11 protein-coding genes are annotated in these 16,174 nt (G+C 71.0%); 4 read left to right on the top strand and 7 right to left on the bottom strand.

Annotated features, from left to right (window positions below; genetic code table 11):
• Positions 1 to 35 precede the first annotated feature (35 nt).
• Together HKD39_RS20070 and ligD are read right to left on the bottom strand one after the other, a co-directional pair.
• Positions 36 to 794 (bottom strand): helix-turn-helix domain-containing protein, encoded by a 759-nt coding sequence (locus HKD39_RS20070; RefSeq protein ID WP_281361895.1) that lies wholly within the window; start codon positions 792 to 794, stop codon positions 36 to 38.
• Positions 795 to 1,067: 273 nt separating this feature from the next.
• Entirely contained in the window at positions 1,068 to 3,398 is a 2,331-nt protein-coding gene (gene ligD, locus HKD39_RS11605) for a non-homologous end-joining DNA ligase (protein WP_171200048.1), read from the bottom strand.
• Positions 3,399 to 3,487: 89 nt separating this feature from the next.
• Here ligD and ku point away from each other — a divergent pair, with 89 nt between their 5' ends.
• The gene (ku, locus tag HKD39_RS11610) at positions 3,488 to 4,513 is read left to right on the top strand and encodes a non-homologous end joining protein Ku (RefSeq protein ID WP_171200049.1); all 1,026 of its coding nucleotides are present in this window, start codon (positions 3,488 to 3,490) and stop codon (positions 4,511 to 4,513) included.
• Positions 4,514 to 4,524: 11 nt separating this feature from the next.
• Here ku and HKD39_RS11615 read toward each other — a convergent pair whose 3' ends face one another.
• The gene (locus HKD39_RS11615; protein ID WP_171200050.1) at positions 4,525 to 5,166 is read right to left on the bottom strand and encodes a hypothetical protein; all 642 of its coding nucleotides are present in this window, start codon (positions 5,164 to 5,166) and stop codon (positions 4,525 to 4,527) included.
• Positions 5,167 to 5,405: 239 nt separating this feature from the next.
• Here HKD39_RS11615 and HKD39_RS11620 point away from each other — a divergent pair, with 239 nt between their 5' ends.
• The 3 genes from HKD39_RS11620 (at position 5,406) to HKD39_RS11630 (ending at position 7,919) form a co-directional block, all read left to right on the top strand.
• A complete protein-coding gene (locus HKD39_RS11620) occupies positions 5,406 to 5,687 on the top strand; it encodes a GlsB/YeaQ/YmgE family stress response membrane protein (protein WP_171200051.1) in 282 nt (93 codons plus the stop codon).
• Between the two features lie 166 nt (positions 5,688 to 5,853).
• A complete protein-coding gene (locus tag HKD39_RS11625) occupies positions 5,854 to 6,351 on the top strand; it encodes an SRPBCC family protein (RefSeq protein WP_171200052.1) in 498 nt (165 codons plus the stop codon).
• Positions 6,352 to 6,413: 62 nt separating this feature from the next.
• A complete protein-coding gene (locus HKD39_RS11630) occupies positions 6,414 to 7,919 on the top strand; it encodes a long-chain-fatty-acid--CoA ligase (protein ID WP_171200053.1) in 1,506 nt (501 codons plus the stop codon).
• Between the two features lie 136 nt (positions 7,920 to 8,055).
• Here HKD39_RS11630 and HKD39_RS11635 read toward each other — a convergent pair whose 3' ends face one another.
• From HKD39_RS11635 to HKD39_RS11650, 4 genes are read right to left on the bottom strand one after another with little or no spacing between them, the layout of a single operon-like run.
• Entirely contained in the window at positions 8,056 to 8,844 is a 789-nt protein-coding gene (locus tag HKD39_RS11635) for an ABC transporter ATP-binding protein (protein ID WP_171200054.1), read from the bottom strand.
• Positions 8,845 to 8,864: 20 nt separating this feature from the next.
• Entirely contained in the window at positions 8,865 to 9,908 is a 1,044-nt protein-coding gene (locus tag HKD39_RS11640) for an ATP-binding cassette domain-containing protein (protein ID WP_171200055.1), read from the bottom strand.
• Positions 9,905 to 12,715, bottom strand: coding sequence for an FtsX-like permease family protein (locus HKD39_RS11645; RefSeq protein ID WP_171200056.1), 2,811 nt, complete (start codon positions 12,713 to 12,715; stop codon positions 9,905 to 9,907). The genes HKD39_RS11640 and HKD39_RS11645 overlap by 4 nt, the downstream gene beginning before the upstream one ends.
• Entirely contained in the window at positions 12,712 to 15,957 is a 3,246-nt protein-coding gene (locus HKD39_RS11650) for an FtsX-like permease family protein (RefSeq protein WP_171200057.1), read from the bottom strand. Before HKD39_RS11650 ends, HKD39_RS11645 begins: the two co-directional genes overlap by 4 nt.
• Positions 15,958 to 16,174 lie beyond the last annotated feature (217 nt).

The raw sequence follows: 16,174 nt of genomic DNA on the forward strand, positions 1-16,174 counted from the left end.
GCCGGTCAGCCTACCCAGGACGATGGCCCCTTCGGTCAGCCTCCGGCAAAGCTCCACCCCTCGTTACAGCCGGGCGGTTCGCACTGGCACGGACAGCTGGGGTGACAGGTGGTTTCACACTCGGGCCCGCATTGGCACTCTTCATAAACCCATTCCCGGTGCGGCGACGGGTGCAGCCGCTCGAACATTCGGGCGCGCCGTCGGTCGGGACGGCGCAGCCGCAGCTCCAGCTCGCTGGAGTGATCCGATCCGACCGCCCCGATACGTTGCCGCCGTTCGTCACGCCAGTGCCGGTGGTGGAAGGTGAGCCGCGGTACCGGTCGATCGTGCCGCCACCCGCCGATCGGCGCATCGCGCAGGGTGGGGATCCACGCGTCCAGGTGAGCCGGATAGCGCGCGCCGGCGTGGTTACGGGCCGCCGTTTCACGCATCGGGGTGACCGGCTCGTCGTCCTGATCAAGGGCCACCAACCGGATCCCGCCGAGCTCAAGAATCGCGGCGAGCACCGTGATCGAGATGGCTCCGGTGGTCTCGGCCCGGCCGATGGTCGCTGGACTCACCCCGATTGCCTCGGCCAGGTCGCGTTGGCTCAGGTCGAGCGTTCGGCGGACGCGGCGGATGAGCCCGGCCCACTTGGCCGTCCGATTGGCTGCCGGCGTCCGCTCGGACAGGCTGCGCTGGTGCAGAGCCGGCTTGCGCAGCTGCACGCTTCCTGCGCCACCGGACGGCCGGCCTGCGCCGCCGGCCGACGGACGAGAGTTGATCCGAGTTCCCCGCCGCTCGCGTCCCCCCATGACACTGCTCCCTTCGGTTTGCCGGATGAGCCCCTGCCGATCATCCGTTCGATAGGTGTTCCAGAGCTGCTTGAACCATGGCACATGCCTCCGACAGTGCACCCGATCAAGATCATTTCGAGCGGTCCGGAGCGAGCGAGGGGGTGTTGTGGAGCAGGCTCTGGCGGTGCTCCGTCTCGCGGAGCATTGCCAGAGGCTGCCGCAGGAGAGCACACGACAAGGGCCGATCGCCAGCAGGGGTCAGCGGCAGTGTCAGCAGCAGGGGTCGGCTCGTCAGCTGTCCCGCACCACGTCGGAGGGATTCTTGTCGCGACGCAGCCCGCGCCAGCTGGCGGCGCGCAGGTGATGGTCGGGTGTCCACTCGCCGAAGGTGACCTCGCCGACCAGTTCGGGACGTACCCAGATCATGCCGCGGGCCTCGGCCCGCGGGACGTCTTCGACCGGGCAACTGTCGGTCTGGAGCGGAAGCAGTCGCTCGGTCAGGTCGACCAGCACCCGATCACTGAAGCCCGTACCGACGCGGCCCGCGTAGCGCAGCTTGCCGTCCTCGTTAACAGCCAGCGCGATCGAGCCGAGCACACCCTCACGGCGGCCCTCTCCGGGCTTGAACCCGATCAGCACCACCTCCTGGTCCTGCTGGTTCTTCAGCTTGAGCCAGTTGCCGGACCGCGTGCCGGGCCGGTAGGTCGAATCCAGCCGCTTCACCACCACCCCCTCCCAGCGCCGCTCCCGCGAGGCCCGCATGGCGTCGGCCAGGTCGCCGGTGAACGCCGGCGGAGTGTGCACGTGAGCGGACTCCAGTTCCAACGCCGTCAGCAACTGCCGCCGGTCGGCCAACGGCTTGTTGACGAGCGGGATCCCGTCGATCTCCAGCAGATCGAAGGCGAAGTAGCGGACCGGGAGCTGCTCCGCCATCCGGGCGATCTGTGCCGGCGACACCAGATTCATCCGCTGCTGCAGCAGCGGAAAGCTGGTCCGTTCGACACCGGGGGCACCGGTTCCTGTCCCGCCGTCCGTCCCTTCCAGGACGACGATCTCACCGTCCAGCACGGCCCGGTGACCGGCCAGCACATCGGCGAGCTCGGCCAGCTCCGGGTAGCCGGCGGTGAGCTCACGTCCGGAGCGACCGACCAGCCGCACGGCCGGTTCCTGCGCGTCTGGTTCCTGTGCGGCTGGTTCCTGTGCGGCATCGACCACGGCGAGCGCGCGGATCCCGTCCCACTTGCCCTCGATCTGCCACTGGGCCTGGTCGCGGATCAGCGCGGCATCACCCGCGGTTGCCAGCATCGGCGCCCACCGGCTCAGGTCCGAGCCGCCGTCGCCACCGTCCTTGGCCACCGCGGCAGCCCGACCCGAAACCGCAGACCGACGGAAGTCGCGGCGCACCACCCGACCCCGCGGACCCTCAAGCGGATCCACGCCCCATCGGTGCGAGCCGTGCATCTTGTCCTGCTTGGCAACCCACTCGTCCTGCATGGTCGCGGCACCACCCGAGGCGTCCTGACCTGCGGCGTTGCTCGAATCACCGGCATCGGACCTGGCGCCGGCCGGGGCAGCGGCGGACGGTTCGGCGGGCGCATCTTCGGCAATGCTCCGTCTCGCGGAGCGTTGCCAGAGTCGGCCGCCAGCATCACCGCCGGAATCCGGCTCCGGCCCCGAATCGTCCGTATCAAGCTGTCCGAACATGTCCGCCCAGGGATCGATGCCGTCGTCCAGCCGCTGCAGCACCTGGTGCAGGTCCAGCTGCTGCAGCGCCGGGTCGGCGATCTCCTCCCAGGTCCGCGGCGCCGCGACCAGCGGCCGTTCCCGCCCACGCAAGGAGTAGGGGGCGATGGTCGTCTTCGCCGCGCTGTTCTGCGACCAGTCGATGAACACCCGCCCCGGCCGGACGGACTTGGCCATCTTGCTGGTGATCAGCTTCGGATGCGCCTGCTCCAACGTCTCGGCCACCGCCTTGGCGACGGCCGTCACCTGGTCGGAGGTGCGGGCGCCCGTCCCGGCGGCATCGAGCGGGACGTACAGGTGCACGCCCTTCGAGCCGGACGTCACCGGCACCGCGTCGGACCCGGCATCGGCCAACAGCTCGCGCACCCACAACGCCACCTGCGCGCACTGAGCCAACTCGACCCCGGGCCCAGGGTCGAGATCGAACACCATCCTGGTCGGGTCGCCGACCCGGCGGCGTCCGGGCGAACCGGGTTGGAACACCCATTGCGGCACATGCAGTTCCAGCGCGGCCATCTGCGCGAACCACACCAGCACCGCCGTCGAATCGGCGAGCGGGTAGTCCACCGGCCGGTCGATGTGCGCGACCACCTGACGCGGGATCCAGGCCGGCGCCCCGGCTTCCAGGTTCTTGGTGAAGAACGGCTCAACCGAACCGTCGGCGCCGACGCCGTCCGGCCAGCGCTTACGGGTGACCGCCCGGTCGGCCAGCACCGGCAGCAGCGCCGGAGCGGCGGTGGCGTAGTAGTGCACCACGTCGCCTTTGGTGGTCCCGACAGCCGGGTACAGCACCTTGTCGAGGTTGGTCAGCGACAGCCGGTGCCCGTCCACCTCGGTGCGCACCGATTCGCCAGCACCGCCGCGCCCTGCCCGCGCCACCGCACCTCCCTCGCCTCGAACCCGTCCCGAATGACACCAGTGTGGCGGCAGCACTGTCGGCTGTCGGCCAGAAGGTTCATCATGGTGACATGCGATCCATCTGGAAAGGCTCCGTCGCCTTCGGGCTGGTCAACGTGCCGGTGCGGCTGTACAGCGCCACCGAAGACCGCGACGTCAAATTCCATCAGGTGCATGCCAAGGACGGCGGCCGTATCCGGTACCAGCGGGTCTGTGAGCTCGACGGCGAGGTGGTGCCGTTCAGCGACATCGAAAAGGCTTACGACTCCGAGGACGGGCAGACGGTGGTGCTGTCGGCGGACGACTTCGCCAGCCTCCCGGTGGAGGAAGACCGCGAGATCACCGTGCAGAGCTTCGTCCCGGCCGACCAGATCGATCCGTTGATGTTCGAGAAGGCCTACTACCTGGAGCCGGCGAGCAAATCCGCCAAGCCGTACCAGCTGCTGCTGCAGACCCTGCAAGACACCGACCGGATGGCGATCGTCAGCTTCGCGTTGCGGCAGAAGACCAGGCTGGCCGCGCTGCGCGTCCGCGACGGGGTGCTGGTGCTGCAGACCCTGCTCTGGCCGGACGAGGTGCGCCAGGCCGAGTTTCCCGCGCTCGACAACGACGCCAAGGTGGCACCGGCCGAGAAGAAGATGGCGGCCATGCTGGTCGATTCCTACGCCGACGACTTCCACCCGGAGAACTACACAGACACCTACCGGGAAGAGCTGCAACAGCTGATCGACGCCAAACTCGAAGGCGGCGAGGCATTCCCCGCCAAGGAGTCCGACGACGAGGGCGAGGACGCCGAGGTGGTCGACCTGCTGGCCGCACTCAAGCGCTCCGTCGCGCGCCGCAAAGAGGCATCCGGCGGCGGCAAAGACAATGGGAGCAACGACGACGACGTCAAAGAGAACGACGGCAGAGAGAACGACGGCAAAGAGAACGACGGCAAAGACGACAAGAAGCCGGCGGCGGCATCGTCGCGGTCGACCCGCGCATCCAGCAAGACGTCCGGCACCAGGTCGAGCAGCAGCAAGTCGTCCGGCGACAAGGAGTCGACCACCAAGAAGAAGGAGCCGGCCGCGCGGCGCACCAAGAAGGCCGGCTGACCGGCTCTCGACTACCGCGACCCGAGCGCGCGCAGATGCCTCGGGTCCGCGCCGGCGAAGATGCTGCTCCGCACCGAGTCGCCCAGCTGCAGCCGGTCGGTCGGGTCCCGCCAGACCTCCGCCATCGCCAGATAGCCGGACGACGACCACTGCCCGCCGCTCTCCCCGCAGTGCACCTCACCAGGCACCCGCCGGCCGTCGATCTCCAACTCGCCCGACTGGCACGGCGCGTACACGTTCGACACCGCCAACGTGATGTCACCCAGCTCGAACGCCAGGTTGATGTACTGGCGCCGCTGCTTCACCTCGGACAGCCGCATCTCGATGCCGCCACCGGAGGCCTGCAGACCACTGCCCAGATCGGCCCGCAGCTGCACCGGCGCGGTCACTTGGCGCACGTCGGCAACGGCAGCGAAGGGGGCGAGCTCGGGAAAATGCCTGGTGAAGCGGTCCCACAGGATGCGGCCGAGGTGCTCGTCCTGCCCGACGATCCGCCACTGCCCGTCGTGCACCGCGATCAGCACGGTGCCGAAACCCCACACCGACCAGTCGACGGTCCACAGGCTGGCGGCAGCCACCGGCGCCGCCGCCTTGTCGTCACCAGGCGCGAACAGCACCAGTCCGGGGTTGCTCCCGACCAGCACCACACTCATCTTCGCCGCACTCCGTCGCTCGTCATCGGGTCCGTCAGCTGGGGTTGACCGACCTGATCCAGCGTGCGCTCTACCGGAATTGCTCGCATCCGCACGCCGGGAGCTTCCACGCAGTTTCACCCGATTGGTGGTTTGATGATCATGCTCGTCGGGTACCCGCAATCGGGTCGCAAACCACGTCGACCCCCTGCCCGAGCGATCGGTGCAGGAGAAGTACTACATCACTCACGGAGGTAACCATGGGTTGGTTGGGCACAGCCGTCTTCGCGATCATCATCGGCCTCATCGCCGGCGCGGTCGCGCGGCTCGTTGTTCCGGGCAAGCAGGACATGTCGATCCCGATGACGATCCTGCTCGGCATCATCGGCAGCCTCGTTGGCGGCTTCCTCGGAAAGCTGATCTTCAACAAGGACGCCAACGAAGGCTTCTTCCAGCTGTCCGGTCTGATCGGGTCGATCATCGGAGCGATCATCGTGGTGTTCATCTGGTCGCGTTTCTCGGGGCGTCGTTCCGTCACCTGAGCCAGCGCACACCACACCGACGAGAACGGGCCCACCTCCACACCGGAGGCGGGCCCGTTTCGCATGGGGCACAAGACATTCGGATGCGGCCCAGCTCGGCGGCCCAGCTCGGCGGCGCAGCTCACCTGCGGCCGGGCGGCAGGTCGGCGCTCGGTAGGTTGAGCGGATGGGCCGAGCCGCAAGAGCCGAACGCATCGTCATCGTCACCCGCACCATCGACGCCAGCCCGGCGACGCTGTTCAACCTGCTCGCCGACCCGCATCAACACCAGCGGTGGGACGGGTCCGGCATGGTGGACGGGAATGCCAGGGGTCCGGACCGGCTGCACCTCGGCGACACCTTCACCATGCAGATGCACCAGTCGCGAGTGCGCTATCGCTCGGTGAACGAGGTGATCGAGCTCGACCCGGACAAGAGCATCGCCTGGCGCACCCTCGGCAGATGGCGCGGGCGGCGGGTGATCGGCGGTCAGGTCTGGCGGTATCAGCTGGTGCCGACCGAGGATCCGGACGGCAGGCGCGCCACCCTGGTGATCCACAGCTACGACTGGGGTGCCGCGATGGCCGCGCCGGTACTGGCACTGCTCGGCTATCCACGCCGGATGGGCAGGTCGATGGCGGTGTCGCTGCAGCGGCTGGCGGAAGCCGCCTCTAGCTTTACCTAAAGGACTTTGCGACAATGGCCGGTATCGTTCGGTAAGCCGTCCAACCTGCGCAAAGGAGCGCCATGACGAACCTGGCCAACAATCTGGTGTCCACCGCCGCTCGGCTGCCCGAGCAGCCGGCGCTGATTCTCGATGAACACCGGCTCAGTTATGCGCAACTGGACAAGGCCGCCACCGCGGTCGCCGGTTACCTGAAGAGCCAGGGGATCCAGCCGGGCGACCGGCTCGCGCTGATGCTGCCGAATGTCCCCGCGTTCGCGGTGATCTACTACGGAGCGCTGCGGGCTGGGGCCATCGTGGTGCCGATGAATCCGCTGTTCAAGACCCGGGAGATCGAGTACTACCTGCGTGACTCCGGGGCGTCGATGCTGTTCGCGATGCCGTCCGTCACCACCGAGGCCGCCGGCGCCGCCGAAGCGGTTGGCGTCCCGTTCGTCCCGATCGACGGCGCTGACACCATCGCGCTCGGGCCGATCCTGCAGGTGGCCGGGGCACCGCCGCTGGCCGAGGTGGCGGACCGGGCCGACGACGACACCGCCGTCATCCTGTACACCTCTGGCACCACCGGCAGCCCCAAGGGCGCCGAGCTGACCCATTTCAACCTGAACCGCAACCAACAGACGACCACCGAGACGCTGCTGCGGCTCGGACCGGACGACGTGGTGATGGGCTGCCTGCCGCTGTTCCACGTCTTCGGGATGACGGCCGCGCTGAACGCCTCGGTAGCCTCCGGCTCGACCCTGACGCTGATCCCCCGGTTCGACCCGGCCAAGGCCCTCGAGGTGATCGGCCGGGACCAGGTCACCGTGTTCGAGGGGGTGCCGACCATGTACTCCGCGATGCTCGCGGCGGCCGCGCACGCCCCGTCCGCTGACCTTTCCAGCCTGCGGGTGTGCGTGTCCGGCGGCGCGTCGCTGCCGGTGGAGGTGCTGCGGAAGTTCGAGGAGCGCTTCTCGGCGATGATCCTCGAGGGCTACGGGCTGTCCGAAACCTCGCCGGTGGCCTCGTTCAACCATCCGGACGCCGAGCGCAAGCCGGGTTCGATCGGCACCGCGATCCGCGGTGTCGAGATGGCGGTGTTCGACGAGAACGACGCCGAGGTGCCGCAGGGCGAGATCGGCGAGATCGTGATTCGCGGCGACAACATCATGCGCGGCTACTGGAACAAACCCGACGACACCGCGGTGGCGATGCGCGCCGGCTGGTTCCACAGCGGCGACCTGGCCCGCCGCGACGAGGACGGCTACTTCTTCATCGTGGATCGCAAGAAGGACATGATCCTGCGCGGCGGCCTGAACATCTACCCGCGCGAGATCGAAGAGGTGCTGTACGAGCATCCAGCGGTGGCCGAGGCAGCCGTCGTCGGCGTCCCGCACGACACCCTCGGCGAGGAGGTGGCCGCGTTCGTGGTGCTGGCCGAGGGCGCGTCCGCCGAACCCGCCGAGCTGTCCCAGTGGGTGAAGGACCGGCTCGCCGCGTACAAGTACCCGCGCCAGGTGACGGTGATCCCGGCCCTGCCCAAGACCGCGACCGGCAAGATTCTCAAGCGCGAGCTCGCCTCGGACTAACCACTCCCCGTCAAGCCCCGGGGCGATCACCGCAGGTCAGGGGCACTTTCGGGGGCGACTCTGGCAATGCTCCGCGAGACGGAGCATTGCCAGAGCGCGCCGCGCCAGAGAGCCCGTCGGACAATTTCGGCCCGGATCAGGGCACGTACTCCACCACCGAGTGCATCGGGGCGGCGAGGGTGCCGATGCCGAAGGTGTCGCCGGGGCCCTTGCTGAGCGGGCTGGCCACGCCGTCGCCGATCAGCAGCACCCGGTCGGCCAGCGCCATCAGCGACTCGTCGTGAGTGGTGACGACGGCGGCCACCCGATGCTGGTGCACCAGCTCGCCTATCAGCTCAAGGATGGTCTCGGCGGTGGCGCTGTCCAGCTGCCCTGTCGGCTCGTCGGCCAGCAGCAGCGCCGGACGGGCCACCAGCGCCCGGGCCAGCGCCACCCGCTGCTGCTGCCCGCCGGACAGCTCGTTCGGGCGCTGCTTGCCGTGCCCGGTGAGGCCGACCTCGGCCAGCACCTCGTCGATCCGCGCGGTCCGCTCGTCCGGCGCCATCCGCAGCAACCGCAACGGGATCTCGATGTTCTCGGCGGCGGACAGCATCGGCAGCAGGCCGAACGCCTGAAAGACGTAGCCGATGTACTCCCGGCGCACCCTGGCCAGCTCGTTGGCGCCGGCGTTGGTGATGTCCACCCCGGCCACCCGCACCGTGCCGGACGTCGGTCGGTCCAGCCCGGCCAGCAGGTTCAACAGGGTCGACTTGCCAGCCCCGGACGGTCCGACAACAGCGACCAGCTCGCCGGGCGCGACAGCCAGGTCGATGCGGTTGTTCGCCACCAGATCGCCGGACGGGGTGCCGAACACCCTGGTGAGCTGCTCGGCCTGCAGCAGCGGCCCGGGCTGCGTTGTCCCCGGAGTTGTCCTCGGAGTTGTCATCGGAGTATTCATCGGAGTGCTCATCGGAAGATCTCCCCACTGTTGTCCGGCTGCTCGGCGGCAGCCGGCGGATCGTCGTCGGCGGCATGCCGGCCGCGCCGACCCGGCGCCGCACCCGTCTCGCGTGGACTCGGCATCGCGCCGGCGCCACCGCCGACCCGGCCGTGCGGGCCCGGCCGGATGCTGACCTGCTCCGGCGACTGCAGCAGCCGCACCCGGTCACGCAGGCCCAGCCCGCGGATCGACTCCGGCGGCAATTGCATGCGTCCCACCCGATCCAGCACCGCGAAGTTCTCCGCGGTGACGGACGGCTGCCCGTCCGCACCGATCTCGGTGCGCCGCAACGTCTCCGCCGCGATCCGGCCGTCCCGGATCTGCACCGTCCTGCGCACGTGCTCGCTGACCGACGCGTCGTGCGTGACGATCAGCGTTGTGGTGCCGGTCTGCTCGTTCACGTAGCGCATGGTCTCCAGCACGTGCACGGTCGCGGCCTCATCCAGCTCCCCGGTGGGCTCATCGGCGAGCAGCACATGCGGCTCGTTGGCCAGCGCCACCGCAATCGCCACCCGCTGCTGCTGGCCGCCGGACATCTCGCCGGGCAGCTTGCCGGCCTGGTCGGCGGCGCCGGTCAGCTCCAGCAGCTCGGCGATCCGCCGCCGGTGCTTCTTGCGGCCGGCCACCGCCAGCACGATCGCGATGTTCTCCTCAGCGGTGAGGTACGGCAGCAGGTTCCGCGCCGTCTGCTGGGTGACGAACCCGACGGCGCCGCGCTGGTACTCCACCCGCTGCGAGCGGGTCATGCCGACCAGGTTGTGACCGGCGACCACCGCCACGCCCGCGGTCGGCTGGTCCACCCCGGACAGCACCGACAGCAGGGTCGACTTGCCCGACCCGGACGCGCCGACGATCGCGGTCAGCTCACCGTCGTACACCTCGAGCGACAAACCTTGCAGGGCTTGCACTTCCACCCCTTCGGTGACGTACACCCTGACCAGGTCGACGCAGTGCACCACCCCGACGCCCGGCTCGGCGGCCGCCGCGACTCTTCCGGCGCCTGTGCTCACGATTCCTCCGTCCGCAGCAGTTCGACAACCGACACCCTGGCGGCAGAGACAGCCGATCCGACCAGCGCCACCACCAGCAACAGCACGAAACCCGCCACCAGCACGGTGACCGGACCGCCCGGCACCACCAGATCGGGCTGGAACATCGCCCCGGTGAACGACTTCAGGTTCGCCACCGCCCGCACCAGCATCGCCAGCAGCACCCCGACGCCGCCGCCGGCCAGCAGCGCCGTCGCGGCCGCCGGCGCCTGCTCCCATGCGGTCAGCACGGCCACCTGTCGCTGGTTCATCCCCAACATCTGCAGCACCGCGATCAGCCGGTTGCGCAGCCCGGTCACCGCGACCACCGTCACCAGCAGCGCCAGCACCATCAGCGTCACCGCGGCAACCGTCGCCGCGATCAGCATGCCCTGCATGCCGGCGATGGTCGGGGCCGAGCTCAGCTCGGCGCGCTTGGCCGCAGGAGTGGTGAACTGCAGGCCGGGCCCCAACACCGCGGTCAGCTCGGCCCGCACCTTGTCCTGGTCGGCGCCCGGCCGCAGCGACACCAACAGCTGGGTCGGCAACGCCGCCTTGGTCAGCGCGCGCAGCGGCGTCCGGTCGAACAGCACCCAGTCGGCCGAGGTGGTGTTCACCGGCGGGTACCGGCTGGTGCCGACCACCCGCAGCGTGGTGTCGTTGACGGTCAGCGTCGCCGGCCGGCCCAGCCGCTGGTAGGTGGCGTCGGCGAGCATGACGGGGACGTCGGTCAGCACGGTCGCTCCGCCGCCCGAGATCGACCCGAAGGTGCCGGTCTTTGTCGACTCCACCGTCGCCATGCCGGCCGGGACCGGCGCGAGGCCGGGGATGCCCTGCTGGATCCGGCCGAGCTGCGCGGTATCGGCGTAGGTGGTGGTGAGCGTCGTCGCCGGCCCGGTGCCGTTGGCCCGCACCGTCAGCGCCGGGCCCTGACCGACCGCAGCGACGGCCGCGACACCGGGCGTCCGGCCCGCCTGGTCCACCAGATCCGGCAGCATCCAGCGGCCGGAAACCGACAGGTCGGCACCGACGGCACGCTGCGCCTGGTCGGTGATGCCGGTGCTCACCGTCGACAGGGTCACCAGCGAGAACATCGCCACCGCTGCGCTGATCACGGTGGCGATCACCAGCGGGGCGCCGATCAACGGCTCCCGCACCGAGCGCACCGCCCCCAGAAATCCGACGGCGCCGCGCCGTCGCCGCAGCGCCACCACCAGGGCCCGCAGCGGCAGCGGGTACAGCCGGATCACCAGCACGCAGGCGGCCAGGGTCAGCAGCACAGGCGCGGCGGCGGACAGCAGGTCGGCACCGGCACCGTCGCTGCCGCCGGCCAGCAACAGTTGCAGCGACAACGCGGCCAGCGCCACCAGCGCGGCTTCCCACAGCACCCGGCGACGCCCGCCGAGCGAGACCGCCTCCTCCCGCACCGAACGCTGCTGCTTGGTGGACACCGCCACCGCCGGCAGCACCGCAGGCAGCAGCCCGCAGCCGACCCCGGCCAGCAGCCACGGCCAACTCAGCCACACCCCGCTGACCAGCTGCACCGCCAGCATCACCGGCACCGCGCCGAGCAGTCCGATCAGCGCACCCTGCAGCAGCAGCGATCGGCGGATCTGACCACCGGACGCCCCGCGCGAGAGCAACAACCGCACCGTCGGCATCCGCCGGCGCAGCAGCGCCTGCATGCCGAGCACCATCACCCCGAGGGCGGCACCCAACGGTCCGAGGGCGGCCAGCGTCTGCACCGCGGCCGCCGACGACGTGCGGGCGGCCACCTCGTCGAGCGTCTCCGGCAGGTCGGTGGTCAGCTTGACCGCTGCCAACCGCCCCGCCGGCGCATCGTCCTGCAACGGGAACTGCTGGGTGGCGACCGACCGGAAGGCGGCGGCCAGCGACACCGGGTCGGCAAGGCCGGGTTGCCCGGTGCTGCCCATCTTGTCGACCAGCAGCGGGTACCACAGCACGGTGCGCACCGACAGCGGCCGCGGCCCGTCCCCGCCGGCCGGGGCGGCGCCGGACTCGCCCATCAGCCGCGGCCAGCCCGCCGCGCTGGTGAACACCTGCACGCCCACCCGGCGCGGCGAGTTGCCGTCGTCAAAGATGTTGGGGCCAAGGACGTTTCGTTCCATCTGGCTGAAGTGCTCGTCGTCGGCGCGGTAGTCGACGATGCCGGTCAACTGCACCTTGACGGCACCGGAGCTGCCGGCGATCTCCCGCACCTGCCCGACCGGCCACTTCGCCGCGTCGGCCGCCGTTTTGCCGACGACGACCGGCACCGCACCCCCGGCCACCGGGGCCTGCGGCCATTGCCCGGCCACCAGCGTGGTCTGCTGCCGCAGCCACGGGTTCAGCGTCGGCACCCCGGCCAGCTGCGCGCCGACGTCGGAGGGCGCCGTGAGCGCCAACGCGCTGACGGAGACCTGCACGAACCGGGCCGGCGACGTCAACTGCTGCACCTGCGTGGGGAATGACGCCCTGACGGCCTGCAGCCGGACCGCCGTCGCGCCGAACATCGGTGCCGCGTCCGCCGGCAACCCGGTCGCGGCGACCGCAGGGGCCGGCGCCGACCCGGCCGGCAACGCGCCCTGGGCCCGCTGCACCAGGTCCCGCAGGGACGGCGCCAACTGTTCGCTGCTGGCCCGCAGGTCGCGCAGCGCCACCAGCTTGCCGGCGGCGGGAGCCGCGGTGGCGATCCCGGCCAGCAGCACCGTCATCGCCCACAGCAACAACAGCGGGCCGACGTCACGGCGCAGCTGCCGCCATTGCAGGCGCCCCAATCCGAACGTCATGCGCTCACCTGCCGCGGGTCGGCGTGATCACCGCGCCGGCGCACCCCGATCACGTTCACCGTGATCAGCGCGGCGAGCAGCACCAGCTGCACCGCCAGCAGCAACAGCCAGCCGCTGAGTTGCATCCCCAGTACCGGCGCCGTCGGGGCGTCCGCGGGTTCGGCCACCGCCCGCCGGACCAGGCCGGGCACCACCAGCCAGGCGCTGAGCAGCCCAACCGCGACGCCAAGCAACCACCCGGAACCGGTGGCGGCCAACAGTTCTCGGGCGCGCATCCCGGCCTGACCCGACCCGCTGACGCCCATCGTGCGCAGCACCGCGAACTCGCCGCGGCGGCTTCTGGCGAACGTCGCCAGCGCCAACCCGAGAGTCAGCACGCTGAGCAGCAGGGCGCCAGCGGTGCCGCCCCAGAGCCCGAGCACCGCCGGTCGCAGCAGCAGCTCGGCCAGCTCCGGCTGGGCGATGCTGACGATGCCGCTGGCGCCGGCGACGCGGCTGACCGGCGCCAGCAGCGCGGCCGGGTCCGACCCGGCGATCCACACCTCGTTGGTGGCCGGCGGCGCGTCATAGCCGGCCAGCAGCACCAACTGCAGCGCCGGCAGATCGGTGAGCACCGCCAGCCCTGGCAGGCCGGGGATGCGCTCGGCGACACCGTCCCGCCCGGACGCCGCGCTCACCGGTGCGGTCACCAGCCGCAGGCTCAGGTCGGCGCTGGTGTAGCGCAGGCTGAGCGCCGACCCGCCGGTGGCCCTGAGCCGGTCGGCCAACTGGGCCGACGCGACGGCCGGCAACGTGTCGACCGGCGGCATCATCCGCAGGCTGACCGGGGCCCGCACCACACAGCTGTCCGGCACCATTCCTTCTTTGGTGCCGGCGAAGGTGAGCGCTCCGGCCGGGACGTTCAGCCCCTGGCCGTCCTGGGATGAGCTGGACTCGGCGGCCTGGCCGGTGGTGAAGCGGGTGCCGTCGGCGCTGGGAATGTCGGGGACGGTCCAGCCGGCGGTGTCCAGCCGGGCGCCGGCAGCTCCGGCCACCGGCGCTCCGTCCGGCGACGCTCCGTCCAGCGACAGCGTCAGGGCGGCGCGCAGGTCGACGGCGGCGGCGACGCTGCCGACCGAGACGTCCAGCGCCACCAGGCGCGCCCCCGTTGGCAGCGCCGGCAGCCGGGTGGGGATGTCGAGGTCGATGACGCTGCCGAGCCGCGCGGTCGCCTTCCCCAGCGGCAGCGCGGCCAGCGCACCGTCGGGCAGCATCAGGTAGCCGCCGAAGCGCAGCTCGATCGGCACGCCGGCGGCGGCGTTCGGGCAGCCGCTGGCGGGCTCGACGGGTTGCGCGGACAGCTGGCCGGCGATGCGCAGGCCGGCGCCGCTGCCGGCGGGCAGCGCGGGCCCGGCGTCGGCGCCGGTGGACGCCAGCGCGGCGGCGGCGCGCCGCGGGTCGAGGGCAGGGGTGTCGGGCAGCAGCTGTGCGAGTTGGCCGGCCGGCACCCCGATGACGGTGACCGGCTCGTCACCGGCCTGGGTGTCCAGCCGCAGCGCCGGGACTGCGGTCTGCACGCCGGCGATGGACGAGTACCCGGCCACCGGATTCTGCGGGCCGGGTTCGGTGAGCAGTTCCGGCGGCTGCGGGCTGCGGTCGGGCGTCTGCACCCGCACCGGCGGGCCGTTCTGCAGCTTGGCCGTGGTGGACAGTTGCCCGGCGGCGGTCCGGTCGTACACCGCGGCGACGGTGACACCGCCGACGGCAAGCACGCTGATCAGCACCACAGCCGAGTACACCGCTCGGCGCCGGGCCAGGTTGCGCAGCGGCAGCACGCCGCCGAGCCGTCGGCTGCGCAGCCCGGCCCAGCGCGCCGCCAGCCCGGTGCCGGCGTTGTAGAGCAGCAGCGCCAACACCGCGAGGGTGATCAGCACCAGCGCCGGCGCCACGAACAGCACCGGATCGGCGTTGTCGGTCGACGCTCCGCCGCGGTCGAAACGCCACCAGGCGAACGCCGTCACCGCTACCAGCGCCAGCGCGCCACCGAGCGCGAGGACGTTGTGCTGGCGTCCGGAGTCGTCCAGCCGGCTGCGCACCAGCACGGCGGCGCCGTCCCGCCAGGCCGGGACCGCGGCGGCCACCACGGCAGCGGCCGCCACGGCGGCACCGATCGGCAGCGTCCATGACGTCCAGCCGTCCAGCAGTGCCAGCAACCCGGCCGCCAGCAGCACCCCCGGCAGCGCCGCCAACCCCGCCTCGACCGCCGCCCACCAGGTCAGCCGGCGAGCCGAAAGGCCTCTGGCCTTGAGCAGCGCGGTCTCGCTGCGCCGGTCGTCGGTGAGCAGCCGTCCAAGCTGGGCCAGCATCACGACGGTGAACGCCGCCACCAGCAGCAGCGGCAGCGGCCGCGGCACCTGGGCGGCCTGCACCCCGGTCAGCAGCGCCCGCGCCGAGCGGTCGAGGTCGCCGGCCTGCAGGGTGCCGTCCCTGTTGATCTTCGGGTCGGTCGGCAACTGTGCCGACAGCCGGGTGAGCCCGTCCGACAGGGCGCGCAGTTGGTCAGGGCGCAGCGCCTGCGGGTCAACCCGGATCGACCAGATCGCCACCGCCGAGCCTTGCCGGCTGGTGAGCACCGAGTTGGCGACCAGCAGAGTGGGCGACCCGTCGACGGTGAGGGCACCGCTGACCGGCGTCACGTCGTACTGCCAGAACGCGCTGGGCCGTTGGGTGTAGGTGCCGGTGACGGCCAGCTCACGTTTGGAGAAGTTGCCCTCCGCGGTGAGCCGCTGCCCGAGCCGGAAGCCGCGCTCGGTTGCCAGCCCGGCCGGCACCGCCACCTCGGTCACACCGCTGCTGGTGGGCCGCGGCCAGCGTCCGCTGCGCAGGTCGGCCGGCAGCGCGGCGAGGTCGGCGGCCGGGTTGGAGCCGTAGCTGCCGAGCCGGACGGAGTAGCCGCCCACCGTGTACGGCAGCGATTTCACCCTGGTGAAGACCTGGTGATCGATGCCGGGCAGCCGCTGGTCGATCAGGCTGTGCGCGGCGGCATCCTGCTGGGCGAACGCCGGATCGAGCGTGGTGAGGAACTGTTTGGTCTGCGCGGCCGGTTGCGCCTGCTGCAGATATCCGTGCACGGCGGTGGCGGTGGACCGCTCGGACAGCGCGACGATGCCGGCGAGCATGGCGGTGCTGATCAGCCCGAGTGCGGTGATGCCGAGCAGCAGTCGCAGCCGTGCGGTGCTGCGGCGCACCATCCATCCCGACATCCGCACCTCCGGGCCCCTCACTCAACGACTCCGGGTGCGTGAAACGGAACCCACTTCGCAGTGTTGTTCCCACTTCGTTACCCCGTCAATGGGCATGCTGATGAAATTGAGTTTTACCCGGACCGGCGCGGCCGATCGGGTGGCATGGTCGCGGCCGCCTCTGGCAATGCTCCGTCTCGCGGAGCAACGCCCGAGCCTGCCGCCAGCGTGGCCCATC

The organism is Nakamurella aerolata, from assembly GCF_013002705.1.
In the GTDB taxonomy this organism is placed as follows: Bacteria; Actinomycetota; Actinomycetes; order Mycobacteriales; family Nakamurellaceae; genus Nakamurella; species Nakamurella aerolata.